Below are 25,939 nucleotides of genomic sequence, written 5' to 3' on the forward strand. Positions count from 1 at the left end.
GGACGGGTCTGTCATAAAAGCAGGGCCATGGGTGAATGTTACCCATGGCTTTTTATTATGCAAAAAAATAACTGAAATTTGGAGGAAATGAAAATGATCGCATGCAGCGGAAATGATATAGCAAAAATGTACGCAGGCACAACAATCTTCGAGGAAGTGGGCTTTGAGATTCATGAAGGGGACCGCGTCGGCCTTGTAGGGAGGAATGGCAGCGGCAAGACAACTTTATTCAAACTGCTGGCAGGGGCTGAAACGCCTGATAAAGGCCAGGTCCATTGGAAAAAAGGCACAAGGATCGGCTATCTTTCGCAGATTCCTGAATATCCTGAGCAATTTTCAGGCAGGGATGTACTGCTTCAGGCATTTAAGGAACTGACAGCTGTTGAAAGGAAGATGAAAGAGTGCGAGCAGGCAATGGCAAAAGAAAAAGATGCAGGCACTCTGGAGCGGTATATCGCTGAGTATGGCGTGCTTCAGGAGCAATTTGTCCTTGGCGGCGGCTATGAAATGGAGGCAAGGCTCGACAGGGTGGCAGGGGGCTTGAAGATTGAGGATTTGCTGAGCAAAAGCTTTTCGTCCTTGAGCGGCGGGGAAAAAACAAAAGTTTCCCTCGGCTTCACCCTGCTCCAGAATCCTGATTTCCTTCTTCTCGATGAGCCGACCAATCATCTGGATATCGATGCTGTAGAGTGGCTGGGGGTATTTTTAAAAGAATACGCAGGAACCGTGATAGTGGTGTCCCATGACCGCTATTTCCTGGATGAAATCGCAAGCAGGATCTTTGACCTGGAGGATGGCGGGCTCACTTCATATCAGACAGGATACAGCGGTTTTGTAAAAGAAAAGGAAGAAAGGCTTTTGAGGGAATTTCAGCAGTATGAAGAGCAGCAGAAGAAGATCAAGAAAATGAAGGAAGCGATCAAGCGCCTGCGTGAATGGGCCAATCAGGCCAACCCGCCGAATGAAGGGCTGCACAAAAGGGCGAGAAGCATGGAAAGAGCACTCGAACGGATGGAAAAGCTTGACCGGCCCATCCTGAACCGGAAGAAAATGAATATGGAGCTGGACTCTGCGCAGCGGAGCGGCAAGGACGTTATAGTGATCAAAGGGGCCGCTAAGCACTTTGGCAGCCAGATTCTCTTTGAAGATGCTGATCTCCACATCCAGTTTCAGGACAGGACGGCGATTGTCGGCAGCAATGGCAGCGGCAAGTCGACACTGCTGAAAATGATCCTCGGTGAGGTGCCGGCGGATGCGGGCGAGGTGCGGATCGGGAGCAATGTAAAAATAGGGTATCTGTCGCAGCATATCCAGCCTGGCTCGGAGCATGAAACCGTCCTTGAAGCCTTTCGCAGTGAGGTGTCTGTGGCGGAGGGGGAAGCGCGTAATATCCTTGCCGGCTTCCTGTTCTACGGCCACGCAGTCTTCCGCAGGGTGTCCAAATTGAGCGGCGGAGAAAAAATGCGCCTGCGCCTTGCCCAGATGATGCACCAGGATATAAACTTTCTGATTCTTGATGAACCGACAAACCATCTTGACATTGAATCCCGGGAGGTCCTTGAGGAGGCGCTGCAGGATTATAAAGGAACCATTCTCGCTGTCTCGCATGACCGCTATTTCCTGAATAAGCTGTTCACAAAGATCAGCTGGATTGAAAACCGCCAGCTGCATACCTTTGCCGGCAGCTATGATTGGGCAAAAGGGAAGAAAGGAGAAAAGGAGCAGGCAGCCGCTACAGAGGAAAAGCCGGCCAAAAAGAAGCCGGCAGTCCGGCAGGAAGTCCAAAAAGAGAGCAAAGAAAATCCAGAGCAGACAGAAAGGGAAATCGCCCTTGCTGAAGCAGAAATTTCTGCTCTCGACGGCAGGCTTGAGACTGAAACAGATTTGTCTGAGCTGCAAAACTTGTTCAGGGAGAAAGAGGAGCTGGAGCTAAGAAGAGAAGATCTGTATAAAAAGCTGGAAGAATGCCTTTCATAAACAAACAGAAGCCGGATGGAGATCCGGCTTCTTGAATTTGTTCTTTTAGAAGATTTTCTTTGCGTCACGCTCTTCCTTCAGGATCTCCACCGCTTCACGGAAGCGCATGCTATGGACGATTTCCCTTTCCCGCAGGAAGCGCAGGCTGTCATTAAGATCCGGATCATCAGAAATATCGATCAGCCATTGATAGGTGGCCCGCGCTTTTTCCTCGGCCGCGATATCCTCGTACAGGTCGGCAATCGGGTCTCCTTTGGCCTGTATGTAGGAGGCAGTCCACGGGACGCCGGCGGCATTATGGTAAAACAGCGCGCTGTCATGGTTTACATAGTGCTCGCCAAGGCCGGCTTCCTTCAGCTGGTCAGGAGTCGCATCCTTGGTGAGTTTGTAGATCATGGTGGCAATCATCTCCAGATGGGCGAATTCCTCTGTCCCGATATCTGTGAGGAGGCCGATGACTTTCTCCGGGATCGTGTAGCGCTGATTCAGGTATCTTAAAGCAGCCGCAAGCTCGCCGTCCGCACCGCCGTACTGTTCGATTAAATATTTCGCCAATGTCGGATTGCATGTGCTTACTTTCACTGGATATTGCAGCTTTTTCTCATAAACCCACATGAAGAAACCTCCTTATACTTGCCAGGGCCAAGGACCCTGGCTCCATTTCCAGGTGTCGCCGGGATTATTGCTGACCCCGAATTGCAGGAGCGGCCCGAATTCTTTTTCATATCGCTTCTTCAGCTTCCGGGAATAGTCAGAGAACTGCTGGAACTGCTGCAGGGCCTGAGTGTCGCCAGGGTGGGTGTCGAGGTATAATGTCAGCTCCACAAGCACGAAATCGGCCGCCTGGATTTCAAACATCAGCTGGTAATATTCATTGCCCATCTGCTTAGCCATGGCCGTGGATTCCTTTCTTATAGGGATTATCATAATAATCATAGAGAGGCTTCCAGAGCGTTCCCCTCATCAGGGCTTCGTGCGGCGGGAACTGCTCAAGATTCGGCGGCTGAAAAGGCATATATAATTGCGGCGGCGTGCTGTAGTATTTGATTTTCAAAGGCGGGCACGGATCATAAGGACTGTGGTAGGGACTATAGGCTTTCATAGGTGTAAAATGCACTTCATTTTGATAGTTCAAGCCTTTAACCTCCTTTAAGATAAAACTCGTCAGTTCATCTTATGCCGTAAATCGGAGGATATAACTGATGAGAAAAGAGAGGCAGGCTTAAGCTTCTAAAAAAATGGGATCAATGCCGGAATCCTGTCTTCTGATAATAATCTACAGACTTGTCTCATATCATTTAAAAGTATGGCTGCCGGCCAAAGATCGAGAGACAAGGAGAATCTGTACAATGAATTCGTTTTTAAAGGGAACGCTCGTATTGGTGATTGCCTCCTTCATGGGGGAGTGCATAGAGTTTCTTGTCAATATGGTGCTGGCGCGGGAATTGGGCGAGCGGGGGCTCGGGATGTATATGTCGGTCCTTCCGACGATATTTCTTGTTATGCTGCTTGCCAGCTTTGAGCTGCCTATTTCCGTTTCCAAATTTGTCGCGGAAAAAGAGGAAAAATATCATCGGAGCATGCTGGGGCATGCCATCAGGCTGACCATCGTTTTTTCCGCTGTGCTGTTTCTTGCTGCGATTGCCATCCTGCCATTTGTCCCTGTTTTTCAGCATTTCTCCCCCCTGCTCAGGTGGCTGGTCATCCTGCTGATCCCGATCATTTCTTTTTCATCGATTGCCCGCGGATTTTTTATGGGGAAGAATCAGATGGGGAAGATCGCCTACACCAGCCTGGTGCGGAAGCTGCTCCAGCTGCTGCTGCTTGTTTTTCTGTATCAGCTTTTCGACTTTAATACAGAAACAGCGATGCTGGTCGCTATCTGCACGTTCATCGGCAGTGAAATCGTCATATTTCTGTACCTGCTGCATGTGTTTTTCATTCAGTATCACCAATTAAAGGGGCAGCCCTCGGAAAGCCTGAAGGGAGCGGCAGTAAGGAAGAACCTGATGGCTGTGTCCATCCCGACGACGGCATTGCGGGTGTTCCATTCCATTACACACGCCATTCAGCCTTTTTTGATAAAAGCTGCGCTTGTACAGGCCGGCCTCAGCCAGGAAATGGCACTCGGGCAATTTGGTATGCTGACGGGCATCGCCATGGCCATCGGCTTTTTTCCTGCTTTCATAGCCCATTCGTTTCTAATCATGCTGATTCCGGCAGTATCCAAGGCCCAGGCGCGCAATGAAACCGGTGTGCTCATCGGGCTGCTGAAGCAGGTTATGCTGATTACGGCGATTTATGGGTTTCCTGCAGCTGCCGCCATCTATTTCTTTGCGGAGCCGCTGACAGAAACGTTTTTCCATTCCAAGGATGCGGCCATTTATCTGATGCTTCTGTGCCCTTATTTCCTGCTTCACTACTTTGTCATTCCCATGCAGGCGTACCTGATCGGCCTCGGCCTGATGAAGGATGCTTTTGTCCATACCGTCTGGTCCACGGCCGTTTCGTTTTCAATCATGTATTTCCTCGGCCAGAGGCTTGGGATGGACGGCATTATCATCGGGATGAACACAGGCATTATGCTTCTTACCTTTATGCATTACCTGACTATCTGCAAAAGAATCGGCATCACCTTCTGGACACTTAAGGATGACAGGCCGGAAATTCTCTAAAAGGATTTTCCAGCACAATGGAGAATTGGTAGATGGGAAGGGAGAGAAGCTTATGGATCGAACGCTTAGAGGCCACCATTTATTATGTGTCCACGGGTTCCGCGGGATGGGCTACAGCCCGGGATTTGTTGAGAATATGGCAGAGATTGTGGAGGATATCCGGAATGACCGCAAGCAATTCCGAATCAAGGCAGTTGCTGGTTTTGACCATGCCTGCCATGCCTGCCCGCACAAGGGGAAAGTTATTTGCGAAGCAAGCGAGGGATCGAACGCTCATGTGCTGTCCATGGATGCAAAGGTGATCGAGCATCTTGGCATAGAGGAAAACAGGGAGTACGATAAGCATTTGCTGCTCAGCCTGACAGCTGCAAAGGTCCGGCCGGAAGACCTGGACTATTTGTGTGAAGGCTGTTCCTGGCTTCCGTACGGAGTATGCAAGGAGGGAATCTCCCTGCTGAGGGAGAAGTACAGGCTGGAGCCGATGACATAATTTTTGGCGAAAGTGTAGGGGGGGCATTCCTTTCGTGCGTTTATTAGATAGAAACGCAAATGGGGAGAGGAGAAGAGAGAATGCTGCCCCAATATCATGAAAACACAGACGGCCGCAGCCGTTTCAATGAATTGATCCAGGAAAATGGACTATTTGTCTATAAATATATTTATTCGCTGATCCGCCATAAAGAGCAGGCAGAAGACCTTTATCAGGAAGTCCTGCTATCTGCCTTCCTCGCTTTTCCGGCCTTCAAGGAAGAAGCCAAATTCAGGAGCTGGCTGTTCCGGATCGCCATCAATAAGTGCAGGGACTTCTGGCGGAAGGAGAAGAAGGAAAAAAGGTTCTGGGAGGAAGAAGCTTATAAATATGTAATGGAAGCAGAGAAAAGTCCGGAGCCCGAGGAGGAATTTCTCCATAAATCAGACCGTGAGGAAATGGTGGAAACGATAAGCTCACTGCCTGACATGTACCGGGATCCGCTTCTGCTGTTCTACTACCATAACCGGACATTGATGGAAATCAGTGCTGAAGTGGATGCACCAATGTCCACAGTTAAAACGAGAATGAAAAGAGGGAAAGAAAGGCTTAAAGCCAGGCTGGGCGGCGAGTAAAAGTCAGCCCTCCTTCTTAACGTCCTTGCCCTCTGAATCATCCCCGAAAATCTTTTTAATAGTATTTTTGTCTCCATAAACGAAGATATCGTCACCCTCCTGTATTTCAGTGGACAGGCATTCCTTCCGGATTGTGATTTCGCCTCTCTTGACATACAGGACAACCACATCATCCTTCTCTGGATCAATGATTTCACTCAGTTTCTTTCCAGCAAATGGAGAATTCTCCAGTACAGGATATTCTAAAATGTAATCGTCATCATCGGTCAACAGGACATCTTTTATCGGAAGGTCAGTGAAGTCATAATGTTCTTCGGCATTATGCTTCAGCCAGTCAATCAGCTTATTCCGCACAAAAGGCAGCTTCAGCAGCAAGATAATCAGAAAAAGAATGATGACGACATATCCGACCTCTTTAGTGTAAAAATTATCGGACAGAATGCTGCTGATAGTGGAGATAATGACAGCAAGGGAAAAAGCACCGAATAAAATCAGAAAGGCGCTGATCTTCCTCCTCAAGGGATGCTCAAGGATCAGCTCGGATTCCCCTGTTGTGAATCCGGTCCCGGTCATCATGGAGATAACCTGAAAACGGGCAATCTGCTTATCAAGACCTGTATAGATAAAGAGCAGGGCACTGATTTCAATTACCGCAAGAATAATGATGATATAAGAAAAAATGAACAGATAGGCCATATTATCCTCCTAAAACTCCTGGACAAAAATAAGCCTGAAGGATAAAAATCTCTTCAGGCCTGTTCCTTCTCGTTGTAGTAATTCACAGCGTACATAGATCCTTCATCCACCATTTTATTATCCTGGATATCATACGGGTCAGGATGGCCGCCTTTTTCAATCGGTACCACCTGGTGGTTTTTTCCTCTTGAAGGAAGTACTTTGTTTGTCACATTCACAGTGAATGTCTGGATTCTTTTCCTGCTTTTCAGCGCAAGAAGCAGGATGCTGCTGATGCCGACTCCGGCAAGGATATACGAATTCAATGGACGAGTATTCATGGTTAAAAGCTCCTCCTTTAAAAAATAATTTCATTTGGCTTGCTTTATATGTACCCTCTTGACTCCCTCTCAAACCTGGCCCGCGGCATCAGTATTTGGAGAAATTGGAAAAACCTTTATCCTCTTCCTTGCTAAATTGGTTTAAGAAAGCCTGTGAGCAGGGAAACAGGGAATTAAAGGCGGGGGATGGATATCATGAAGTATAAATTGAGTGATAATAAATGGACTTGGCATAATTTCAATACAGTCGATGAATCATTGAATTTAGATGAAGAACGGTTTGAAAAAACAATCAGGGAGTGGAGGGAATCCTCAAGCGAGAATGATACAAACTGCCTCCAGATGGATACGCTGATGCCCGGCAGGGAGCATATTCGCGGCTCATTGATCTACCAGCAGACCCTGGAGGACCAGAAAGATTATAATTTTTTCCATTTCTTTCTTACAAGGGAATTTTTAATTACCGTGAACTTTAAATTTGATGCAATCCATTCGGTCAGGGAGGATCTGCTCCTTGAGCGGATGGATGATACTGACAATGCCATTGAAGGCTTTTTTGTATTTTTGGGCCAGATACTCGACTCCAATCTGACCAAGATAGATGGATATGAGAAGAAGCTGAACGATCTTCTATGGAAGGTCAAGCAAAGAAACAGCCTTAGCACCTTCGAGGAAATCTATGAATCCCGTCATGAGCTTCTTGTCTGGAAAAACCTGACGGTGCCTTTCCAGGAGCTGAATATTGCTGCAGAAGAGGCATTTGGCGAATTTGCGATAGAAGGAAGAGAGTATAAGCGGACCGCCAGGAGGATAGACCGTGCCATGATGCTGATCAGGGAATATCAGCAGGAAATTGCGACGCTTGTCCATATTGAGGAAGTTGTGTCCGCCCACAGGGGAAATGAAATTATGAAGACGCTCACCGTGCTGACGACCCTGTTTACCCCGGTAACCGCACTCGGGGCGATTTGGGGAATGAACTTCAAGCTCATGCCGGAGCTTGAGTGGAAATGGGGCTATCTATTCGCCATCGTCTTTATGATTGTCTCCACCATCGGCATCTATCTGATTCTCCGCAGCAAAGGATGGATGGGAGACATTCTCAAAGGAAAGAAAAAGAATTCATTTTTTAAATAAAAGCTGCCCTTGGCAGCAGGAGGCGATCCTTTTCAGAGAGACATTAGGAATATGTCTCTCTGGAAGGATTTTTTTATTGAAGTGATTTCTTTTGGGAAATGGAGGGGCTGGCTTTGAACGCCCGATTAGAACCCTCTGTTGCTCATTTTTGAGAATAGAGGGTCTTAGTACGCCCGACTAGAACCCTCTGTTGCTCATTTTTGGGAATCGAGGGTCTTAGTACGCCCGACTAGAACCCTCTGAATCTCACTTTCGAGAATAGAGGGTCTTAGATTGCCCGACTAGAACCCTCTGAGTCTCATTTTCGAGAATAGAGGGTCTTAGTACGCCTGACTAGAACCCTCTGAATCACATTTTTGGAAATAGAGGGTGACTAGAACCCTCTGAATCACACTTTTGGAAATAGAGGGTCATAGAGCGTCCGACTAGAACCCTCTGAATCACATTTTCGAGAATAGAGGGTCTTAGTACGCCCGACTAGAACCCTCTGAATCACATTTTTAGAAATAGAGGGTCTTAGATTGCTCGACTAGAGCCCTCTGTTGCTCATTTTCGAGAATAGAGGGTCTTAGTACGCCCGACTAGAACCCTCTGAATCACATTTTCAGAAATAGAGGGTCTTGAAACTCTCTGAATCTCTTTTTTCAAAAGACCTCAGTTTACCCAACAAAAACCAAAAGTCTGCCAGTCAATGGCAGTATCTCCTGTTCTACCGTGCAGCGGGCTGGGACTCGAGCTGCCGCAGTGCTGCTGTTATGCCCTCGTTGTATGGAGTTCTTGGAATGGGGCCAATCAGGCGTTCATATTTTGATCCATCCAGGATGACGGGTGTTTCGTTCAGATACATCATTTCGGCATATTCTCTCATGAAAGGATCAAAGAGGCCGATGGACTGGATCATCCAGCGCGAAATGGGCCACAGCTTAATATGCCTGCCGAAGTATCCGGCCAACACTGCTTCGATCTCCTTGCCGGTAATGGTGCCGGAGCCCGGGATATTCCAGTCTTCACCGTAAGCTTTCTCATGCAGTGCAAGTTCTGCCAGCGCTTCAGCGGCATCTTTAATGTAAATGAATTCCCGATCTAGATTGGTTTTGCCGAGAAAGCCTGCCTTGTTCTTGGCTATAGCCTGCTTCAACGTATAGTCAAGCAGGGTATTGGTTGTGTCAGGTCCATAGAAATCAGGAAAATGGGCAATGATGTAGCGGGTGCCGGACTTCCGGATCTGATCAAGAAGCTTCAGGCGGATTTTGCCTTTTTTCGTATGCGGATTCTTAACCGCAGATTCATTGACAGGAGATGCTTGCCTGCCGTAAGCATAGATATTGTCTGTGTAGATGAAAGGCTTGTTCTGGCTGCGGCATTCTTCGAGGATGTTGGTCATGATGATGTGCAGACTGTCCCATTCCTGGTAAGGGATATTGATGCTGTGGAAAACAAGGTCTGCCTGGGCAACGGCCCTTTTTACTGCGGCTCTGTCCATGGCATCACACGCGGTTATATCAGGTGCCGATCCCCAGCCGCTGCGGCATTTTTCCAGATTGTCGAGCAATCTTGAGGCAGCAAGGACATGAATATCTTTATTCAGCAATGCCTCGGTGAGGGAATAGCCCATTCCGCCGGCAGCGCCTAGTACTAATGCAGTTTTCATATTTATTCTCTCCCTTTAGGTTATTGACCAGTGTTCAATAAAAAACATTAAAAAAAGAAATGGCTTCCATTTCTTTTTAATATTTTGCGGCAGCTTCTAAACCGCCGATAATAAAGCGGGCGTGGGTGCGGGCCAGCCCTTCTGTTTCCTCGAACTGGGCCTCTGAGCGGCTGAAGTGCGTGACAAAACCGTGAAGGCTGATAAAAGCGGACCAGATCTGCTGGGCTGCAGGCGGACTTGGAAGAAGGCCGGCAATCGCTTCGGCAAACTGCTGATAGCTTTCATAAGGAGCTTCCTGCATATAGCAGTCCAGCTCTTCATCACGAATCAGGAACATCACTTCATAATGCTTTTGGTGGGACAGCCCGAAGCGGATATAGCCGAGAAATATTTCAAAAAGCTTTTCTGCTTTGGATAGATCCGTACTTTGCACAATATCCTTCAGCACTGCATTCAGCTTTTTAAAGCCTTGCTCTGCAATCCCGTAGAACAGCTCAGCTTTATTTTTAAAATGATAATAAAGGGCGCCATGGCTGCAGTTCAGGGCCTGGGCCACCTTCCTCATAGAGGCGGAGCTATAGCCTTGTGCGACAAAGAGCTCTCTTGCGGCGTCCAGGATTGCTTCTCTTGTCAGCTCAGATTGGGCAGATTTTCTTGGGGACATAGTTATCACCTTTGTTGAATATTTTTTATTGAACGGTGGTCAATTAAATTATATGCATTCGGAAAGGAATTTTCAACCATATTATTAAAGAACAGCTAATTTTCTTTTTGTTTTACGCAGCAAAGTGATTTCCGGGCTTCAAAAATGGGAATCTGGTAAGATAGATACACAAGTTTATTTCTTGCAAAGGGGCATTATCATGGAAAATACAAAATATTGCCGGGAGTCTTTTGTCGTAAAAACGAGCATCGTGCTCCCGCCGGATACAAATAATTATGGAACATTGTTTGGCGGCAGGTTGATGGCCTATATTGATGATGTGGCTGCCATCTCGGCTATGCGCCATGCCAGGATGAATGTGCTGACAGCTTCTACCGACTCAGTCGATTTCCTCCATCCGATTTATGAAAGCAATTCCGTCTGTCTGGAATCATTCGTCACCTATACAGGGAGATCTTCGATGGAAATCTTCGTCAAGGTCATTGCCGAAGACCTGATCACAGGAAAGAGGAATGTCTGCGCCGTCTCATTCCTGACTTTTGTTGCAATAGATGAGCAGGGCAAGCCGACAGCCGTGCCGCAGGTCGTACCTGAAACCGAAGAAGAGAAAAGCCTTCACGAATCAGCCAGGGAGCGCCTCGAAATCCGCAAAAAGCGCCGGAAAGACAGCGAGGCGCGCGCAAATAAATATGGTGCAGACCTTCCCTGGCAGCGGGACAGGGGATAATTGGCAAGAAGAAGCAGCGGAAAATAGTAAGTAGTTCCGTCATGGTGGAGAAACAGGGTCAGATTAGTTCAATAAAGTAACTGGAAAAGTCGTAATGTTAGACTGTTGGGGGAAGGGGGAGAATTAATGATATTGGAAGCTGTTATGCTACAAGTTAAGGTAGGTATGGAAGCAGAATATGAAGAAGCATTTCGTGAGGCATCCAAAATTATTTGTTCAATGAAAGGCTACATATCTCACGATCTTCAACGATGTATGGAAGTTGAGGGTAAGTATTTACTACTGGTTCAGTGGGAATCCTTAGAAGACCATACAGTTGGATTTAGACAATCCAATGAGTATCAACAATGGAAAAAGCAATTACATCATTTTTATGACCCTTTTCCAATAGTTGAACATTTTGAGAAGGTTCAACTTTAATTATTGTTTTTAAACTATCAGAGGCTCTAGCATAATAAAAAATAAAATTTTAGAGCCTAAATAAATGCAATCTTTAACAATAAAGGGGCATCCGGTCAAAAGGGAATGCTCTTTCTTATGTGAATAGAAAACTAATGTCAAAATAAAGGGCGAGAATAAAGGCGGGATGTAATAGTGAAAAAGGAGTTGTCAATAATGGCAGCTCCTTTTTGTGTTAAAGGTCCAGTTTAGCTTAACAAGAATGGCCAGATAACAGGTGCTCCAAGATCAAGGAGTCATGAATTTGTCCGTATATACGGCTGTTGATCATACTGAAACAAAATTGGTTGTGTGCGTAATAGGTTGAGTGACTATATTGTCACGTAAAAGTCATTTGGAAGTCACTTTACATTGCTAAACTGTTCTAAAGAAGAGGATTGTTCTCAACCAATAATAAAACTACCGGAGGCATCTTATGGATTTCAAAGAAATATTCATTCGTTTAAGTGTATTTATTGTACCTGCCGCTGCAATTGCCGTTACCTTTTTAGTTTTATCTATTATTATTATCAAAATGAGGAAGAAGAAAGGTGTTAATAAATCCAGCGGTGAAAAGAAAAAGGCTTTAATAGGAGCCCTTCTAGTGGGCTATTATTTTATTGTAATTGGACTCACGAATTTAAGCCGTGGGGGTGCTTTTTCTGGGGAAATAAACCTACATATATTCAGTGGGTACATTGATGCATGGAATTCATTTTCGTTAATAGCCTTTCAACTAATTGTTTTTAACATACTTATGTTTGTTCCATTAGGAATTCTATTACCGTTATATAGCAGTAAGTTCATGAAGTTCAAATGGACACTGGTTGCTTCCCTGCTTGCCACCTTACTGATTGAAACCTTTCAAGTTGTCACAGGCAGAGGAATCTTTGAACTGGACGATATCTTTCATAACAGTCTAGGCGGTGTGCTGGGGTATCAGCTGTTTATGTTATTTCATACAATTGTCCAGAACAAATGGATTTCTTTTCAAGAACTCGTGAAACGCCTCTCAATTCCAATGATTTTGCTCATTGCTTTTGTGAGTGCGTTTACTGTTTATCAATCTAAAGGTTTCGGCAATATGAGCATCAATCCAACCTATGGGTCAGATATGGAAAAAGTAACGTTAAGTACCACCATTCAGCTAAATGCAAATACAGCACATGCTGCAGTTTATAAAAATAAGTACAGCAATGATAGGGAGCATGGGCGAAGCATGGCCGAATTTCTCCAGAAGACATTAAATTTACCGGAGCTTATTGAGGAAGGAAGAGAAGGGGATAATCGAATTTTCACTTTTAAAGAAGAATCTGGTACTAATTATCAAATGAACTATTTTATGCGGGATGGAACATGGTCACTTACTGACAATAATTATTTCCATGAAGAAGAAGGGATTAATGATAATAGCAAAGAAATGCAAGAGTATGCAAAAGGAATTCTCGCTACCTTAGATTTGCTTCCGAAGCAGGCTGAATTGTCGGTTACAGAGGATGGAACTTTTCATTGGATGATTCAGCAATCCAGCTATCCGAGTACAGATATCGAAAATGGACTGATTATGCTGGATTTAAAAAAAGATGGCAGTGTTGGATCGCTTTTCTATAGTAATACAGAAAATGAATTTGTACGTGATGTCGAAATCTTGTCTGTCAAAGAGGCGTATAAGAAAATCAAAAGTGGGAAATTTGACCAATTTATCCCCTTTCAAAAAGGAGATCAGTTAGTTGTGACTGGTTGCAAACTGGACTATATGTATGACTCAAAGGGTTATTATCAACCTGTGTACCTATTTACTGGAGCATTAAATGGAGAAGAGTGGTCACTGCACGTGACCGCCATAAAATGAGCCAAGGGGTCAGGTCTCTTGGCTCTTTTTAGTGTGGATTTGTTCCTGTTGCTCATACCCCAAGTGAAGGAAATCTATTACACCACAAAGAAAAGGCAGCTATATTCCTAAGGTGCCTCTTTCCTATGAACTTTTCCCCATAAACATATCGAAACCTATCATCAATTAACCCCTGCAAATACTCATCAAACTTTGAATTCGTCTGGGTCGTGCAGGAAGCGGATGATTCGGCCGGAGACACCTTGGTCAAGTCAATGTAAAGACTGGAGGTTCCGCCATTATTCATGCAATCTGAGAAGTGGAGGAAGGTGCCAGGGAGAAGGCCATCTGGGTTGATGTTTGGGTCAACGTCCTCTTCTTCATATTTGGACAGATAGGAGATGTCCACCTCTTCTTTTGAGCTTTCGAGCATCTGCTGAGAGGATAGCAGATAATAGGGATATGTCCCGTCTTCAACACCGGATCCCAGAATGCAAATGGCAATTTGGTCGTCGTCATATTTCCTGAAGTACGTGCCATCGATGTTTTCAAGGAGATTTAAGAGTGATTCGGGGCAATTTGGATTGTGTGATGAGGTTCTGTTTGGCAGCACCTGACGCTTTATGTAGTATTCCTCTGGTGATAGATGTTCCTTTAGACCTTTTAAGAAGTTGTTGACCAATTCCATTATTTCTTGCTCCTAAAAAAATCTACACCTTGAAAAGAGCCGAGGGACCTGACCACGTGGCGCATTATAAAGCAAAATAAGCAGGAGCGTTAGACTTAGCAGGATTGGCGCTTTTTTTGTTGAATTTCTTATTTAACAAGCGGAGCAGTTAGTTGAAGAACGGATACAATAATAAATCGTGATTTGAACAAATAAATGGTGTTGAGATGAAAAAGGTGCGGTATATACTTGAAATATTAATAATAACTATTGTTGTGTTCATTTTTGCAGAAAAATTTTACTACCCCTCTCCTCCAATACAGGAACTATCAGCAAATGAAGCTATTGATAAACTAAAAGAGCCGGATAATGAAATAACTGAACTTTCAGTATATGGGGATTTTACTTGGTATATAACACGCAGTGAGAATAAAGATATTTCAATGGCTGATGAAAATACTAAACAAATGGTTGCCTCATATGGATGGGAATTTAAAGAATAAGATGGTGCCGGCCTGTTCTTTGAAAAAGAAGGAAAGAGGCTAATTGCCACCACTCAAATATGGACTGAAAATTATGTTTTCGTAAAAATTCCGAGTGATTTAAAATGACTTGAAAGTACTTTTTCAGAGCAGTTGCAATTAAGTCTTATTCCATAAAGGGCGGGTTAGTTGAATAATAGATGCGAGGATATAGATGAATTGATGTAGAACTACATATTTAAAATTGAACTATTTAGTTAGCCCTAATCCAAGGGAATATATTAGGAGGAATAGCAGATGGATTTGAAATATCCAATTGGCAATTTTCAATTTGATGGTGAGATTACTACCAGCGTTATAAGGGACTGGATCGATGAGATTGAAAATTTACCAAGATTGCTGCGGGATGCTGTGAAGGACTTAGATGATGAACATCTTGATACACCTTATCGTTCGGGTGGGTGGACTGTTCGACAAGTAATACATCACCTTGCAGATAGTCATATGAATGCCTACTTTCGCTTTAAATTGGCTCTTACAGAAAAAAACCCTGTCATTAAACCATATGATGAAACGAAGTGGGCGGATTTACCTGATTATAAACTGCCAATCGATATTTCACTATCTTTGCTCGAAGCACTGCACAAACGTTGGACAGACCTTTTGCGGAGCCTAAGTCCAACTGATATAGAAAAAACGTTTATCCACCCAGACTCTGGTGTAATTACAGTAGGTAAAAATATAGGAATTTACGCTTGGCACGGGCGCCACCATCTTGCACATATTACTTCTTTGTGTAATCGTAAGGGCTGGTAATGACTATGAGCTATACTAAAGTACGGCTTCGTTGATCTAGAAAGGGTTATTACCCTTTTTTTATTAGATTCCTTCTTTAACAAACGGAGCGGGTTAGTTGAACAAGCATCTAACTTAAAGTTATTTGAAACGTATACAGCATTCAGTAAAAATACATAGATAAACATGATTTAGACGGGGGAGTAGAAGTGGATTTAATATTTGGAATAGCTATTGTATTAATTGTTTTTTTCTCTTCAAGCACAATTGAAAAAAGGTTAAAATCTGTTGAAGAACAAAACAATCGTGTAATAGAAATACTGCAAGAAATAAGAGATAAAAACTAAATTGAAATCTCACACTAACCCCATATATGTTCCAGAACAGCTGCTGAATTAGCAGCTGTTCTTATATTACAAAAGGGGCAGGTTTGTTGAACATTAAATAAATATTATGCCGAGTATTTAAACCAATTAAAGAACAGAAAAGAATATATAAAGAAAACATACCGAGAGTACTGAGTGTAAAGATGCCTTTTTATAAGAGTTAGCTCTAAAGTATTCATAACCAAGTATTCCATTGTGTATAGAGATAATTATATAACAAAAGGTTAAAGCGACACTAAACTTCCCCATTATCAGCGAGATTGTAACTAGTATTAGAAAAACCAAGCCTATGCCTTTTTTGACTAACTGAAATGTTTTGTGCAAAATAATCACCTCAATACCAGACTAATTACAATATATAAATTTGTATATAGAAGAATAACGCATTATTCGACTTAGTATTTATAGTTTGGAACAAGTGTTATTAATGAAACGGAGGGATTGATTCTAGAAGGATTAATGCCCTTTGTTATGGAATCTCTTATGGGATAAAAGGGGCAGTTTAGCTTTATAAGGAGTGCCATCAGTTTTATCTTATAACAAATATATCTAAGGAGTTTAGCAATGGAAAAGTGGGATTTATATGATAAGCATCGTAATAAAATTGAGAAAAGAATAACCCGTGGAGATGAAATGACACCAGACGAGTTTCATTTAGTAGTACACGTATGTATATTTAATTCAAAGGGAGAAATGCTTATTCAGCAGCGTCAGCCTTTTAAGCAAGGATGGTCAAACCTTTGGGATCTCACCTGTGGTGGTAGTGCAGTTGCAGGCGATTCAAGTCAGCAGGCTGCTTCAAGAGAGTTATTCGAGGAGTTGGGGATTCATTATAATTTTGAAAAGGTTCGTCCACAATTTACTATTAATTTTGAACGCGGCTTTGATGATTATTATTTAATTGACTATGACTTTGATTTGAATGAATTGACGTTACAGACTGAAGAGGTGCAAGCAGCCAAATGGGCTTCTAAAGAGGAAATCCTAAAGCTAATCGAACTAAAACAATTTATACCTTATTATGAGAGTATCATTGCATTTCTTTTTGAGAGTCGACATCATTATGGCTCTATTCGTCTTTAGATGAAACGTGAAGAAAAGTTGGACACGTACTAAAAGCCACTAACGTAAAATTAGCGGTAATGGCTTTCCTTAGATAAAAGTAAAATTTTTCCTTGTGTAGCTATAGGGGCAGGATTGTTGGATATGAATAATCATAAATGATATTCCCAAAACTAAAAAAACCTATTAGCAACACGGGGGGAAACGCTTCTTTTGTTAATACTTGTAGATGTTGTAATATTAATTCACTTTAAACTTGGTCATGTTGAAACAAAGAGTGACGGAGCTGAAAGTTCAAAGCTAGGAACAGTAATTGTTAACGAAACCTAATAAATTTGTTATATGTTTCACTTAAACTAACTGGTGTTTATGTTCCTAATCAGCTGCCAAACCAGGCAGCTTTTCTTATATAAAAGGGGCAGATTAGTTCAATAAGAAAACCAGGCAATTTATTAATGGTTGAAGCTGAAACCTTATTATCCAATCCAATTTTACTGGATCGTTGATCTAAGGATTTACGTCCATAATTAAATTCCCGTAACTAAACCCCAAACTGTTTTAAATGATGGTCAAGATGCTTATAAATTCCATGTCCCCATTGCTCTGAAGAAAGTTTTCCGAAAAAAGGATGTGGGTGACTTGTACAAGCCTCCGGTCCATTCTTTTGGAAGGTTGTAATTTTTTCTTTCAATCTTTCTCTTTCTATTTCAAAATCTTTTTTATCGGTTATTAAAATGGTTGGAATAGTAGACATATAATGTGGTAGAGGCTTGTCATTATAAAACATGGTTTTTGCGAACCGACCTACTAATAGCCCTAACCAACCTCTTGGAGGCATAGAATAGCCCATAGCAATGTCTTGGAAGGATGAGCAATGAGCTAACATTTGTGCGACATCCATTTTTCCCCATAATGGTTTTGAATTTGCGCTTAAGTTGTCGATACGTTTTAAAATTTCTTCTGTAAACAAGACCTCAAAAATATTATTCATTAGAATAACTCCTCTAATTTTGTTGATTTAAAACAGTAATTGATTATTTAATGTATATTCAACGTCAACATTATTTTATCCTTCTAAGCTAAAGGGGGACTGTTCCAGGTGGGATTGAAGTCCTGTTGGTTGAGCTAATATGAAGAGGCAGCATTCCTGTGATAATAGAAATGGAAAATGACCAGTTTTGTGAAGGAATGTACTTAAACTATCTGGTGCGTTTAGTTAATTTAGAAAGTAAAAAAAGATCGCTTGGAATATTTTCAAGCGTTTTTCTATGCTATTGCATCGTTATTTATAGTGCTATACATAGTGCGTTTTAGTGTGTTATTTGACCTGTTATTTTAGTTTTTCTCCACAGTATCGAAACTACCTAGGAAGAAAGCTATTTTTTTATTCCCGGAAGGTGAGAGCTAGGGTCTGGGAATGGTAGAATATAGAAAAAGGCTATATTGAAGGAGAGAATAGGAGCTTGAATAAGCGGGGAATTTTAGTTCTTGTTGTTATTTTATTGGCAGCAGCGGGCGGCGGCTGGACGTATGCAAGGGGAAATATGCATGAATACGACTATACACAGGAATCCACGCAGCTAAAAAGGGATAAGCTGCCGATGGAAATCAAGCTGCCGGAGAGAATGCCTTTTCCGGATATGAAAGTATGGGAAACTTATTCAGATGGAGTGGGCCAGGTGGGTTTGACTTTTGTGAATAAAAACAAAAACACCATGGAGCTCGTAATTAAAAATGAAGCATTTGATTATGGAAAAGGCATTGAAAAGGAAAAGGTCAGAATCGGAGAAGATCTGGAAGGAGTATTTATCCCGGATCATGACGACAAGAGGATTCTGTACTGGGAGGATGATGCTGTCCACTATCAGATTACTTATCTTCCATTGCTGACGCCTGGCGAGGTCAGCAGAACCCAGATGATTAAGATGGCAGAGTCTTTTAATTGAAAATAAGATAGGAAAATGATGAGAAAAATGAGCCCCCAGAATACTGGCGGCTCATTTTTCTGCAGGCAGTTAATTTTCCTCCAGCCAACTAACTTGCTTGCTTCTTAATTAGTTAAGGAGACACAATAAGATTGCTCTAGACCCACCCGATTCCTGCCTGCTATTATAGTCAAGTGCTTAAAAGGAGGTCCGGGATGGAAGAACAAAAATATAAGGATCTGAAGCTGGGGGAGCGCGGGGCCATCATAAGCATCATCGCTTACATATGCCTTTCGGTTCTTAAGCTCGCAGTAGGATATATAAGTGACTCGGCTGCCCTGAAGGCAGACGGTTTGAATAATACAACGGATATCATCGCATCGGTTGCCGTATTGATCGGCTTGAAAATATCGCAGCGCCCGCCTGACCAGAATCATGGCTATGGCCATTGGAAGAGTGAAACGATCGCCTCTATGGTCGCTTCGTTCATCATGGCTGCTGTCGGCCTGCAGGTTTTAATAGAAGGGGCAGCTTCTATTTTTGATGGAGGGAAGGAAACGGCGCCAGATATCATCGCGGCCTATACAGGAATTTTCTCGGCTGCAGCCATGTACTTTGTCTACCGGTATAATAAGAAGCTGGCTGATAAAATTAAAAGCAAAGCCGTCATGGCCGCAGCAAAGGATAATTTATCGGATGCCTGGGTGAGTATCGGGACGGCCATCGGGATTTTTGGCTCGCAATTGAAGATGCCTTGGCTTGATACCGTAACAGCCATCATTGTCGGCCTGCTGATCTGTAAGACCGCCTGGGATATTTTCATACAGGCCTCACATGATCTTTCTGACGGATTTGATGAAAACCTGCTCATCAAGTACAGCGACGAAATCCTGAAAGTGGCAGGCGTTAAGGGGATTAAAGCAATCAAGGGACGAAACTACGGCAATAATGAAGTTTTGGATGTGGTCATCCTTGTCAATTCGACCCTGGATATCAGAGAAGCGCACGATATCGCCACACATGTGGAAAAAGCACTGATGAAGGATCACGGAGTTTACGATGTCCATGTTCATGTGGAACCTAATTGAGGGAAGAAAGGGGCAGTTTAGACTGGCTCTTTTTTATCGTTAAGGGGGATCCTGGTTTGATGGGGCTGTTGATTTCCGTTCCAGGCACTTCGCTTTCCGCGGGGCGGAGTTGAGCCTCCCTCATGAAAACGACCGTTTTCTTATAATTGCTTTGTTTTACTCCCATTTCATCTCTTGACTATAAAGAAGGGGGACGGCGTAGATGAACATTTTCATCCAAATTTTTAAGAATTTGGAAGTGGACTTTGCGTCTCAATAGACCGGATATATCAATTACCAGTTATAGGAAGTAAATTGATAATCGCACCTTTGGATCTCCACTTACGACATGGTGGTGGACCCTCCCATTTCTCTCGGCGTCTATGCGCGCAAATTCCTTCGTTCGACCTAGCCATGTGTGGATGCCGGATATGCTCCTCGGGTGGGTCTATGCCCTAATGCTCGGAATGGTGACCGGCTTATCCGTGCTTCTTCTGTCTTGATTTAGAAACAGTATAAACAAACAATACAAGAAACGGAATTTGATTTAAACAGCTACCTGTACATCAGAGAAATGTGGGATATCATGAATCATGCGTTCTTCACTGAAAGAACACTCCCGTGTTCCAATCACAAACAGGATTTTGATCAGCTTACGGCCTAAGGCAATGTAGGACTGTTTCCCCGTTAGAGGGTTTTTAGCCCTGTTTTTGTAGTGATAATGGAGGGCTTTGAACCCTTTATTGTGACAGGCCAGCGGGCGGGCGACTTGATACAGAATGGCACGCAGTCTCCGCCTTCCGCGTTTGGTAATGGTTGTCTGCCCCTTGTGCTTGCCGGATTGGTTCATCTTCAGGTTGAGTCCCGCTAATTTAATAATTTGGCGTGGATCTCGGTAATTTGAGAGGTCGCCAACCTCGGCAAAGAAGCCAACGACGGTCATAGACCCGATGCCTCTGATGTCCATCATCCTCTCCGCCCCTGGAACCTGCCGCACCAGCTCCTCCAATTCTACTTTAAGGTCTTGGAGGCGTTCTGATAACCAATGATACTGATCCACAAGATATAGAATCTCCTTGCGGGCCATCCGGAGACCAGTGGTCATTCCAACGCTTGAGGCGGCCGCCTGCTTAAGGCGGGATATCTTCGACATTGGAGTATTCTGGGCCACCGGCTTTACTTCTTTAAGAAGTTCTTCTTCTGTCTTTTGCTGAATATCTTCGGGCAGATAACCGCACTTCAAGAATTGTAGCGCTGCTTTGCCGTTCCATTCTTTAAAGACTGTTAAGAATTCAGGGAAATACCGATCCAGCACATTATGCATTTGTGCTTTAATCGAAGACAGGTCCTCTTGAATCATGTCAAACAGTTTGATTCCTTCACGAAGCTCTGCATATAACCCCTCAGGTAAGATAGGTTCATGATAACGGCCCGCACGTATGACCTGGGCGATTACTTTGGCGTCCTTCGTGTCATTTTTGGTGGGGGAATCATCATCCAGCTCTTTCGATTTTTTGACCTTCATCGGGTTTACAACGACGGTTTTTTCCCCTTTAGCTTTAAGAAAATAGGCTAAATTCAACCAATAATGGCCTGTGGGCTCCATGCCTATCATCAAGTTTGGACGACCTGTTTCCTGGCTTAGTTGCCTTGCCCACTGAAGTAAAAGGTTGAATCCTTCTAACGAGTTAGGGAAAACTAGCCGTTTGGATAAATCGATACCGCGGTCATCAATGGCCCGGGCCACATGATTGTACTTGGCGATATCGATTCCAATGATCAGTGTGTGTTCATTAATTTGCCTAAGTCGTTCATTTTGTGTAATATCCATAGTAGAAGTCTCCCTTCGGTACTTAATTCGAGGTCATGCATGACACTCTCTATCGTACCAGGGGGACTTTTTTTATGCACATCGCAGAAATCCCGAAAAATAACCCAATTACTTTATTACAGGAATGCTCCTCGGAGCAAGCTCCTGTGGGGTCTCAACTCTTCCGCTATTTCCCGCAGGAGTCTACGTGCCTTGCACTCCAATCAACAGGCTCTTTGAACATTGTTGGGCAAAAGCCACAACTTCCAATAATTAATCCAAACAGACTTAAAAAGGAGGTACGGAAAATCTCTTCCGCACCTCCTTTTGTCTGCCGACGAACCAAAAAGGGTCCATTTTCATTTCTACTAAACAGCCCTATCCAAAATATTATCCTAATCTATTAAGCAGTCCCATCAATTTCCTGGCCTCAAGCAGCCCCATCCGCAAATTTAAGCAGCAGATGTGACAGCTTTTCTTTTTCTTCCTCATTCCCAGCTTTCCATAATTCCTTCAGCAATTTTTCTTCCCGGTTTTGCGGGTCAACATTTTGAGCAAGATATTCGGCAATCTTCTTTGCTGTCGCGGCAAGCTGTTCTTCATTTAACCCAATCTTCTTGCCAAGCTCGATCCGCTCTGCCAGGTAGCCTCGGAACTCGTCAAAGCTGCTTAAGATATCCGCTGCCTTGTCTTCTGAAATCCTGCTGACAGTATCCTCTATATTGTTCTCGTTAAGCTCGCCGTTTTCGTTTACCATATGGTTTTGTTCCGACATTCCTGATCCCTCCGTTTGATGAAGTCTATGATTCTTCAATACCCTCGCCCATACGTCTTTTAAACTAGCAGCCCTAAACCTCTGTTGCCTGCAGTGCTGCCTCCTGCCTGATGATTTTGCGGAATGACAGCTTTGACAGCATGATGCCGACTTCATACAAGCCGATCAGCGGGATGAGGACAATCATCTGCGAAAACAGATCCGGCGGTGTGATCAAGGCAGAAACGACTGCCAGTATGAGGTAGGCATACTTGCGCATTGAGCTTAACTGCTTCGGCGTGACAATATTGATGGTGGTCAGGAACATCAGCATCAGCGGCACCTCGAACAGAAAGCCGAAAGGAATGGTCGACATCATCAAGAATGAAAAATATTCCCTCGCGGTAATCATCATGTCAAAATGATGATTGCCCAAATTGATCAGAAACCGGTATACAGTCGGGAAGATGATGTAGAACCCGAATGCTATGCCCCCGGCGAAGCTTAAAAAGATGGCCGGGAGGTACATGACGGTTGTTTTGCTTTCCTTCTCCGTCAATGCAGGCTTCACAAAGATCCAAAGCTGGTAAGCGATGAAAGGGAGGGAAAGGCCCAGGCTGATACAGCCGGCGATCCCGGTGTACAGCCTGACCACATCCAGCGGCCCAAGCATGACCAGCTTATATTCATTGGAGAGGAGGGGGAGCAGCTTGTTAATGAACACGAACGACAAGATGAAGCAGGTTAGAAAGAAGATCAGTGACCGGATGATTGCTTTCCTGAGATCGGTTATATGTTCAACAAGTGTTTGCTCATCTGTTTTCATTGTAATCCCTCCCTGCTGTTAGATCTGCTGGTTTTTGTCCTTGGACAGATCCGCTTTTTTTGCCTTGTCTTCTTCATCGTCATCATTCATCAGGCTGTTGGCCGATTTTTTGAACTCGGATAAAGTCTTTCCGAAGGCCGCGCCGATTTCAGGCAGCTTTTTTGGGCCGAAGATGATCAGGGTGATGACGAGAATGATGATTAAGCCGGGAATGCCGATATTAGTGAATCCCATTTCTGTTCACTCCTTTGATTTATACAAGGGCTTCGCCTTGTTTGCTGTATTTGATGATGCCTTCTGCTGCACGATAGGCAAATGCGCCGACAGTGCCGGTAGGGTTGTAGCCGCCATTATGGGCAAATGCGGATGCGCCGACTACGAATACATTCTCCGCGTCCCACATCTGCAGATAATTGTTCACCGCTGATGTTTCCGGTTCTGCCCCCATGATGACACCGCCTGTGTTGTGGGTGGTCTGGTAAGGGACAATATCATAGTGCTCAAGCGGGCTGCGGTCATTAACCAGGTTTGCGCCCATTTCTTTCATGATCTTGTCGGTGATCTTGCCGATATAGTTGTACAAATTCTTGTCCTGCTGGGTGAAGTCATAGGTGAGCCTCAATAGCGGCAGGCCGAATGCATCTTTATAGGATGGATCAAGATCAAGATAATTGTACTGTGTCGGCATGGATGCACCCTGGGTCCCGATATTCAGGTGGCGTGTATAATATTTAACAGACTGCTTCTTGAATTCCTTGCCCCATCTTGGCGTATCCTGCGGCACCGGATTGGTCTGGATCGGACGCTTCCCGGATTGGTTCAGGGAAATGGAGCCGCCATGGATAAAGTCGACTTCAGAGTGGTCAAAATTGTCTCCGTTATAATCATCGACAGAGGCCCCAAGCGCGCCTGCGCCCATGAATGTATTGAACTGCTCTTCATCAAAGAACCCGGTTGACCCTGGCAGGATCTGATAGCAGTAGTTTTTCCCGATGACGCCCTGTCCTGTTTCCGGGTTGTAGGGCCTTCCAAGGTTCGATGACAGCAGGAGGCGTGAGTTGTTCATAACATAGCTTGTCAAAACAACAATTTCAGCAGGCTGGATGAATTCCTCCTTCGTCAGCACATCGACATATTTAACACCTGTTGCCTTCGTTCCGTCATGAAGGACCTCGGTAACATTGGAATAGGTGCGAAGCTCGAAGTTGCCGGTATCCTTTGCATAAGGAATGACAGAAACCGTCGGATCTGCCTTAGCGCCATACTCGCAGCCGAAGCGTTCACAGAAAGCGCAGTACTGGCAGGCTGCCATCTTGGCTCCGTACTGGTTTTCATAAGCCTGGCTCATGTTGGCAGAAGGCATATGATAGGGATTCATGCCCAAGCTTTTGGCCGCATCCTTGAAGCGCTGTGTGAGAGGCGTTTCCTTCATTGGCGGATTCGGATAAGGATTGGACCTTTTGCCGCCAAATGGATTTTCCTCGCCGCCAATGCCGGCTGTTTTTTCAAAAGTATCGTAATATGGTTCAAGTTCATCGTATGTGATGCCCCAGTCCTGAACCTGGAGGCCTTTGATTTTGCTTTCGCCGTATTTTGCGACCGTCTGGGATTTAATTTCGAAATCATAAGGCAGGAACCGGTAGGTATGCCCATTCCAGTGGACACCGGAACCGCCAAGCCCTTCCCCAAGCAGGAATGACCCGAGCTGGCGCATCGGCAGTGCCCGTTCTTTTGCTGTGTTCCGGAAAGTGAGCGTTTCCTTCGATAAATCCTGCATCAATTCGTAGCGGATTGCGTAGCGCAGCTCATCATGGACAACATAATAATCCTTGACGCCCCTTTCCTTCCCGCGTTCGAGCCCGACGACCTTCATGCCCTGCTTGGCGAGCTCGGCGGAAATGATGCCGCCGGCCCAGCCTACTCCAACTACTACTACATCTGTTTTTGGTAAAGTCTTTGCCATGATATCCCCCGATTTCTATCTAGTTTGTATAAGCGTGAAGTGCTTTTGGTTCGATTTCCATAAATTCATCTGATTCGATTTTGTCTATGTAGCTCATCTGGTGCCCCGGGAAGTCCTTCATCTTCCAGCCTTCCATGCCGATGTTTCCGCTGTAGGCAGGATCCGCATAGACTCCCTCTATCGTTGCGGCCCTGAGCTGATTGAAAAAGGTCTTGGAAGACACGCCGCGGATTTTAACTGTATCAGCCTCAAAATCTTTCAAAATCTCATCCTGCTGATCTCCTTCCAGATCGGCGAAGCCCTGCGTGAACTTTTCCTGGCTGTAGGATTCAATCCGGTCAATTCCTGTATCAAACATTTCATTTCTTTTAAGAGGCGATTGATAGCCCTGGAAATTGGAGCCTGGGAAAAATGGGCCCTGCATATACTCGCGTGCATTATTGCCCCATGCACCGGCCAGCTGATGGTCGATAAAAAAAGGCACCCCGAGTTCGATTGCGCCAGGACCGGTCTCGTCCGCAGGATAAATGCGCTCAACTGCCTGCTGCAGCACCTCGAATTTTTGCGGGTTCGTAAAATAAAGAGGTGCCAGCTGATGGGAGTTGGGGGAGCTGTGTCCCTCAGAGTTGGAAGTGGACGCCTGCTCAGTGCCGTTCATCCTGGATCCGATCAGTCCCCCGAGCAGCCCGCCACCAACCAATCCACCTGCAACATAGCTGGAATTGCGTATGAATTTGCGTCTCGACATTTTTGAACCAGTCGATTGGTCAGCCATAAATGTTCCTCCTTCTTGAAAAAAATATATTAAATAGGAAAGAAAATACTCTATCAAGCTTCCACTCTTGTTTTTGGGCTAAACATAGAATGCAAAATTCTTTTTAAATTAAAACTTTAGCCCTAAATACCTGGAACAGTCTTTACATTTTTGGAAAAATCAGTCCCGCGGCGGTATAAGCAAGAAAATATCGCCTTGAAAAATCAG

The 25,939-nt window shown here is 44.3% G+C and carries 28 protein-coding genes and 1 pseudogene; 14 read left to right on the forward strand and 15 right to left on the reverse strand.

What is annotated here, in order from left to right; genetic code table 11:
- Positions 1–93 precede the first annotated feature (93 nt).
- On the forward strand, positions 94–1,977 hold the full coding sequence (abc-f, locus tag AC4E8B_RS03685; protein ID WP_490219482.1) for a ribosomal protection-like ABC-F family protein: 1,884 nt from the start codon (positions 94–96) through the stop codon (positions 1,975–1,977).
- A 45-nt stretch (positions 1,978–2,022) separates the two neighbouring features.
- Here abc-f and cotJC read toward each other — a convergent pair whose 3' ends face one another.
- The 3 genes from cotJC to AC4E8B_RS03700 are packed head-to-tail and all read right to left on the reverse strand — an operon-like array spanning position 2,023 to position 3,079.
- A complete protein-coding gene (gene cotJC / locus AC4E8B_RS03690) occupies positions 2,023–2,592 on the reverse strand; it encodes a spore coat protein CotJC (RefSeq protein WP_490217107.1) in 570 nt (189 codons plus the stop codon).
- Positions 2,593–2,604: 12 nt separating this feature from the next.
- Positions 2,605–2,871, reverse strand: a complete 267-nt coding sequence (locus tag AC4E8B_RS03695) for a spore coat protein CotJB (RefSeq protein WP_490217108.1) — start codon at positions 2,869–2,871, stop codon at positions 2,605–2,607.
- Positions 2,864–3,079: a spore coat associated protein CotJA gene (locus tag AC4E8B_RS03700; RefSeq protein ID WP_490219484.1), complete on the reverse strand. Its 216-nt coding sequence runs from the start codon at positions 3,077–3,079 to the stop codon at positions 2,864–2,866. Before AC4E8B_RS03700 ends, AC4E8B_RS03695 begins: the two co-directional genes overlap by 8 nt.
- Before the next feature lie 247 nt (positions 3,080–3,326).
- Here AC4E8B_RS03700 and AC4E8B_RS03705 point away from each other — a divergent pair, with 247 nt between their 5' ends.
- From AC4E8B_RS03705 to AC4E8B_RS03715, 3 genes are all read left to right on the forward strand, one after another.
- Complete coding sequence (locus tag AC4E8B_RS03705; RefSeq protein WP_490217110.1) at positions 3,327–4,652, forward strand: polysaccharide biosynthesis protein; 1,326 nt, start codon at positions 3,327–3,329, stop codon at positions 4,650–4,652.
- Positions 4,653–4,704: 52 nt separating this feature from the next.
- Positions 4,705–5,142, forward strand: a complete 438-nt coding sequence (locus AC4E8B_RS03710; protein WP_490217111.1) for a DUF1284 domain-containing protein — start codon at positions 4,705–4,707, stop codon at positions 5,140–5,142.
- Between the two features lie 80 nt (positions 5,143–5,222).
- A complete protein-coding gene (locus AC4E8B_RS03715) occupies positions 5,223–5,756 on the forward strand; it encodes an RNA polymerase sigma factor (RefSeq protein ID WP_490217113.1) in 534 nt (177 codons plus the stop codon).
- Between the two features lie 3 nt (positions 5,757–5,759).
- On the opposite strand, the gene AC4E8B_RS03720 is transcribed toward AC4E8B_RS03715, so the two are convergent.
- Both AC4E8B_RS03720 and AC4E8B_RS03725 read right to left on the reverse strand, forming a co-directional pair.
- A complete protein-coding gene (locus tag AC4E8B_RS03720; protein WP_490217115.1) occupies positions 5,760–6,452 on the reverse strand; it encodes a TrkA C-terminal domain-containing protein in 693 nt (230 codons plus the stop codon).
- Positions 6,453–6,505: 53 nt separating this feature from the next.
- The gene (locus AC4E8B_RS03725; protein WP_490217117.1) at positions 6,506–6,772 is read right to left on the reverse strand and encodes a hypothetical protein; all 267 of its coding nucleotides are present in this window, start codon (positions 6,770–6,772) and stop codon (positions 6,506–6,508) included.
- A 195-nt stretch (positions 6,773–6,967) separates the two neighbouring features.
- Here AC4E8B_RS03725 and AC4E8B_RS03730 point away from each other — a divergent pair, with 195 nt between their 5' ends.
- Entirely contained in the window at positions 6,968–7,909 is a 942-nt protein-coding gene (locus AC4E8B_RS03730) for a magnesium transporter CorA family protein (RefSeq protein ID WP_490217118.1), read from the forward strand.
- 709 nt (positions 7,910–8,618) lie between these two features.
- On the opposite strand, the gene AC4E8B_RS03735 is transcribed toward AC4E8B_RS03730, so the two are convergent.
- Together AC4E8B_RS03735 and AC4E8B_RS03740 are read right to left on the reverse strand one after the other, a co-directional pair.
- Complete coding sequence (locus AC4E8B_RS03735; RefSeq protein WP_490217119.1) at positions 8,619–9,560, reverse strand: SDR family NAD(P)-dependent oxidoreductase; 942 nt, start codon at positions 9,558–9,560, stop codon at positions 8,619–8,621.
- A 76-nt stretch (positions 9,561–9,636) separates the two neighbouring features.
- Complete coding sequence (locus AC4E8B_RS03740) at positions 9,637–10,224, reverse strand: TetR/AcrR family transcriptional regulator (protein ID WP_490217120.1); 588 nt, start codon at positions 10,222–10,224, stop codon at positions 9,637–9,639.
- Between the two features lie 199 nt (positions 10,225–10,423).
- On the opposite strand from AC4E8B_RS03740, the gene AC4E8B_RS03745 reads away from it, so the two are divergent.
- From AC4E8B_RS03745 to AC4E8B_RS03755, 3 genes are all read left to right on the forward strand, one after another.
- A complete protein-coding gene (locus tag AC4E8B_RS03745; protein WP_490217121.1) occupies positions 10,424–10,951 on the forward strand; it encodes an acyl-CoA thioesterase in 528 nt (175 codons plus the stop codon).
- 126 nt (positions 10,952–11,077) lie between these two features.
- On the forward strand, positions 11,078–11,371 hold the full coding sequence (locus tag AC4E8B_RS03750) for an antibiotic biosynthesis monooxygenase family protein (protein WP_490217122.1): 294 nt from the start codon (positions 11,078–11,080) through the stop codon (positions 11,369–11,371).
- Positions 11,372–11,825: 454 nt separating this feature from the next.
- On the forward strand, positions 11,826–13,241 hold the full coding sequence (locus AC4E8B_RS03755) for a VanZ family protein (protein ID WP_490217123.1): 1,416 nt from the start codon (positions 11,826–11,828) through the stop codon (positions 13,239–13,241).
- 52 nt (positions 13,242–13,293) lie between these two features.
- Here AC4E8B_RS03755 and AC4E8B_RS03760 read toward each other — a convergent pair.
- Positions 13,294–13,908: pseudogene (locus AC4E8B_RS03760) on the reverse strand (SMI1/KNR4 family protein).
- A gap of 206 nt (positions 13,909–14,114) precedes the next feature.
- Between AC4E8B_RS03760 and AC4E8B_RS03765 the strand changes: the two are divergent.
- From AC4E8B_RS03765 to AC4E8B_RS03780, 4 genes are all read left to right on the forward strand, one after another.
- On the forward strand, positions 14,115–14,390 hold the full coding sequence (locus tag AC4E8B_RS03765) for a hypothetical protein (protein ID WP_490217124.1): 276 nt from the start codon (positions 14,115–14,117) through the stop codon (positions 14,388–14,390).
- Positions 14,391–14,666: 276 nt separating this feature from the next.
- On the forward strand, positions 14,667–15,185 hold the full coding sequence (locus AC4E8B_RS03770) for a YfiT family bacillithiol transferase (RefSeq protein WP_490217125.1): 519 nt from the start codon (positions 14,667–14,669) through the stop codon (positions 15,183–15,185).
- Positions 15,186–15,373: 188 nt separating this feature from the next.
- The gene (locus tag AC4E8B_RS03775) at positions 15,374–15,511 is read left to right on the forward strand and encodes a hypothetical protein (RefSeq protein WP_490217126.1); all 138 of its coding nucleotides are present in this window, start codon (positions 15,374–15,376) and stop codon (positions 15,509–15,511) included.
- A gap of 603 nt (positions 15,512–16,114) precedes the next feature.
- Entirely contained in the window at positions 16,115–16,633 is a 519-nt protein-coding gene (locus AC4E8B_RS03780) for an NUDIX hydrolase (protein ID WP_490217127.1), read from the forward strand.
- 520 nt (positions 16,634–17,153) lie between these two features.
- Here AC4E8B_RS03780 and AC4E8B_RS03785 read toward each other — a convergent pair.
- A complete protein-coding gene (locus tag AC4E8B_RS03785) occupies positions 17,154–17,603 on the reverse strand; it encodes a DUF1569 domain-containing protein (RefSeq protein ID WP_490217128.1) in 450 nt (149 codons plus the stop codon).
- Positions 17,604–18,075: 472 nt separating this feature from the next.
- On the opposite strand from AC4E8B_RS03785, the gene AC4E8B_RS03790 reads away from it, so the two are divergent.
- Entirely contained in the window at positions 18,076–18,558 is a 483-nt protein-coding gene (locus AC4E8B_RS03790) for a hypothetical protein (RefSeq protein WP_490217129.1), read from the forward strand.
- Positions 18,559–18,752: 194 nt separating this feature from the next.
- Positions 18,753–19,625, forward strand: a complete 873-nt coding sequence (locus AC4E8B_RS03795) for a cation diffusion facilitator family transporter (RefSeq protein WP_490217130.1) — start codon at positions 18,753–18,755, stop codon at positions 19,623–19,625.
- 526 nt (positions 19,626–20,151) lie between these two features.
- Here AC4E8B_RS03795 and AC4E8B_RS03800 read toward each other — a convergent pair.
- From AC4E8B_RS03800 to AC4E8B_RS03825, 6 genes are all read right to left on the reverse strand, one after another.
- Positions 20,152–21,435, reverse strand: coding sequence for an IS110 family RNA-guided transposase (locus AC4E8B_RS03800; protein WP_490214728.1), 1,284 nt, complete (start codon positions 21,433–21,435; stop codon positions 20,152–20,154).
- Between the two features lie 409 nt (positions 21,436–21,844).
- Complete coding sequence (locus tag AC4E8B_RS03805) at positions 21,845–22,189, reverse strand: DUF3243 domain-containing protein (protein WP_101551771.1); 345 nt, start codon at positions 22,187–22,189, stop codon at positions 21,845–21,847.
- A 73-nt stretch (positions 22,190–22,262) separates the two neighbouring features.
- Positions 22,263–22,994 (reverse strand): twin-arginine translocase subunit TatC, encoded by a 732-nt coding sequence (gene tatC / locus AC4E8B_RS03810; protein ID WP_490217131.1) that lies wholly within the window; start codon positions 22,992–22,994, stop codon positions 22,263–22,265.
- 18 nt (positions 22,995–23,012) lie between these two features.
- Complete coding sequence (tatA, locus tag AC4E8B_RS03815) at positions 23,013–23,228, reverse strand: twin-arginine translocase TatA/TatE family subunit (protein ID WP_490217132.1); 216 nt, start codon at positions 23,226–23,228, stop codon at positions 23,013–23,015.
- A 19-nt stretch (positions 23,229–23,247) separates the two neighbouring features.
- Entirely contained in the window at positions 23,248–24,957 is a 1,710-nt protein-coding gene (locus AC4E8B_RS03820; protein WP_490217133.1) for a GMC family oxidoreductase, read from the reverse strand.
- Positions 24,958–24,976: 19 nt separating this feature from the next.
- Positions 24,977–25,732: a gluconate 2-dehydrogenase subunit 3 family protein gene (locus AC4E8B_RS03825; RefSeq protein WP_490217134.1), complete on the reverse strand. Its 756-nt coding sequence runs from the start codon at positions 25,730–25,732 to the stop codon at positions 24,977–24,979.
- Between the last annotated feature and the right edge of the window lie 207 nt (positions 25,733–25,939).

The organism is Bacillus sp. SRL543 (assembly GCF_984799205.1).

Excerpts from the sequence above, each read along its gene's own strand:
- abc-f (WP_490219482.1), top strand. The coding sequence starts at position 94 with ATGATCGCATGCAGCGGAAATGATATAGCAAAAATGTACGCAGGCACA.
- cotJC (WP_490217107.1), bottom strand. The coding sequence starts at position 2,592 with ATGTGGGTTTATGAGAAAAAGCTGCAATATCCAGTGAAAGTAAGCACA.
- AC4E8B_RS03695 (WP_490217108.1), bottom strand. The coding sequence starts at position 2,871 with ATGGCTAAGCAGATGGGCAATGAATATTACCAGCTGATGTTTGAAATC.
- AC4E8B_RS03700 (WP_490219484.1), bottom strand. The coding sequence starts at position 3,079 with ATGAAAGCCTATAGTCCCTACCACAGTCCTTATGATCCGTGCCCGCCT.
- AC4E8B_RS03705 (WP_490217110.1), top strand. The coding sequence starts at position 3,327 with ATGAATTCGTTTTTAAAGGGAACGCTCGTATTGGTGATTGCCTCCTTC.
- AC4E8B_RS03710 (WP_490217111.1), top strand. The coding sequence starts at position 4,705 with ATGGATCGAACGCTTAGAGGCCACCATTTATTATGTGTCCACGGGTTC.
- AC4E8B_RS03715 (WP_490217113.1), top strand. The coding sequence starts at position 5,223 with ATGCTGCCCCAATATCATGAAAACACAGACGGCCGCAGCCGTTTCAAT.
- AC4E8B_RS03720 (WP_490217115.1), bottom strand. The coding sequence starts at position 6,452 with ATGGCCTATCTGTTCATTTTTTCTTATATCATCATTATTCTTGCGGTA.
- AC4E8B_RS03725 (WP_490217117.1), bottom strand. The coding sequence starts at position 6,772 with ATGAATACTCGTCCATTGAATTCGTATATCCTTGCCGGAGTCGGCATC.
- AC4E8B_RS03730 (WP_490217118.1), top strand. The coding sequence starts at position 6,968 with ATGAAGTATAAATTGAGTGATAATAAATGGACTTGGCATAATTTCAAT.
- AC4E8B_RS03735 (WP_490217119.1), bottom strand. The coding sequence starts at position 9,560 with ATGAAAACTGCATTAGTACTAGGCGCTGCCGGCGGAATGGGCTATTCC.
- AC4E8B_RS03740 (WP_490217120.1), bottom strand. The coding sequence starts at position 10,224 with ATGTCCCCAAGAAAATCTGCCCAATCTGAGCTGACAAGAGAAGCAATC.
- AC4E8B_RS03745 (WP_490217121.1), top strand. The coding sequence starts at position 10,424 with ATGGAAAATACAAAATATTGCCGGGAGTCTTTTGTCGTAAAAACGAGC.
- AC4E8B_RS03750 (WP_490217122.1), top strand. The coding sequence starts at position 11,078 with ATGATATTGGAAGCTGTTATGCTACAAGTTAAGGTAGGTATGGAAGCA.
- AC4E8B_RS03755 (WP_490217123.1), top strand. The coding sequence starts at position 11,826 with ATGGATTTCAAAGAAATATTCATTCGTTTAAGTGTATTTATTGTACCT.
- AC4E8B_RS03765 (WP_490217124.1), top strand. The coding sequence starts at position 14,115 with ATGAAAAAGGTGCGGTATATACTTGAAATATTAATAATAACTATTGTT.
- AC4E8B_RS03770 (WP_490217125.1), top strand. The coding sequence starts at position 14,667 with ATGGATTTGAAATATCCAATTGGCAATTTTCAATTTGATGGTGAGATT.
- AC4E8B_RS03780 (WP_490217127.1), top strand. The coding sequence starts at position 16,115 with ATGGAAAAGTGGGATTTATATGATAAGCATCGTAATAAAATTGAGAAA.
- AC4E8B_RS03785 (WP_490217128.1), bottom strand. The coding sequence starts at position 17,603 with ATGAATAATATTTTTGAGGTCTTGTTTACAGAAGAAATTTTAAAACGT.
- AC4E8B_RS03795 (WP_490217130.1), top strand. The coding sequence starts at position 18,753 with ATGGAAGAACAAAAATATAAGGATCTGAAGCTGGGGGAGCGCGGGGCC.
- AC4E8B_RS03800 (WP_490214728.1), bottom strand. The coding sequence starts at position 21,435 with ATGGATATTACACAAAATGAACGACTTAGGCAAATTAATGAACACACA.
- AC4E8B_RS03805 (WP_101551771.1), bottom strand. The coding sequence starts at position 22,189 with ATGTCGGAACAAAACCATATGGTAAACGAAAACGGCGAGCTTAACGAG.
- tatC (WP_490217131.1), bottom strand. The coding sequence starts at position 22,994 with ATGAAAACAGATGAGCAAACACTTGTTGAACATATAACCGATCTCAGG.
- tatA (WP_490217132.1), bottom strand. The coding sequence starts at position 23,228 with ATGGGATTCACTAATATCGGCATTCCCGGCTTAATCATCATTCTCGTC.
- AC4E8B_RS03820 (WP_490217133.1), bottom strand. The coding sequence starts at position 24,957 with ATGGCAAAGACTTTACCAAAAACAGATGTAGTAGTAGTTGGAGTAGGC.
- AC4E8B_RS03825 (WP_490217134.1), bottom strand. The coding sequence starts at position 25,732 with ATGGCTGACCAATCGACTGGTTCAAAAATGTCGAGACGCAAATTCATA.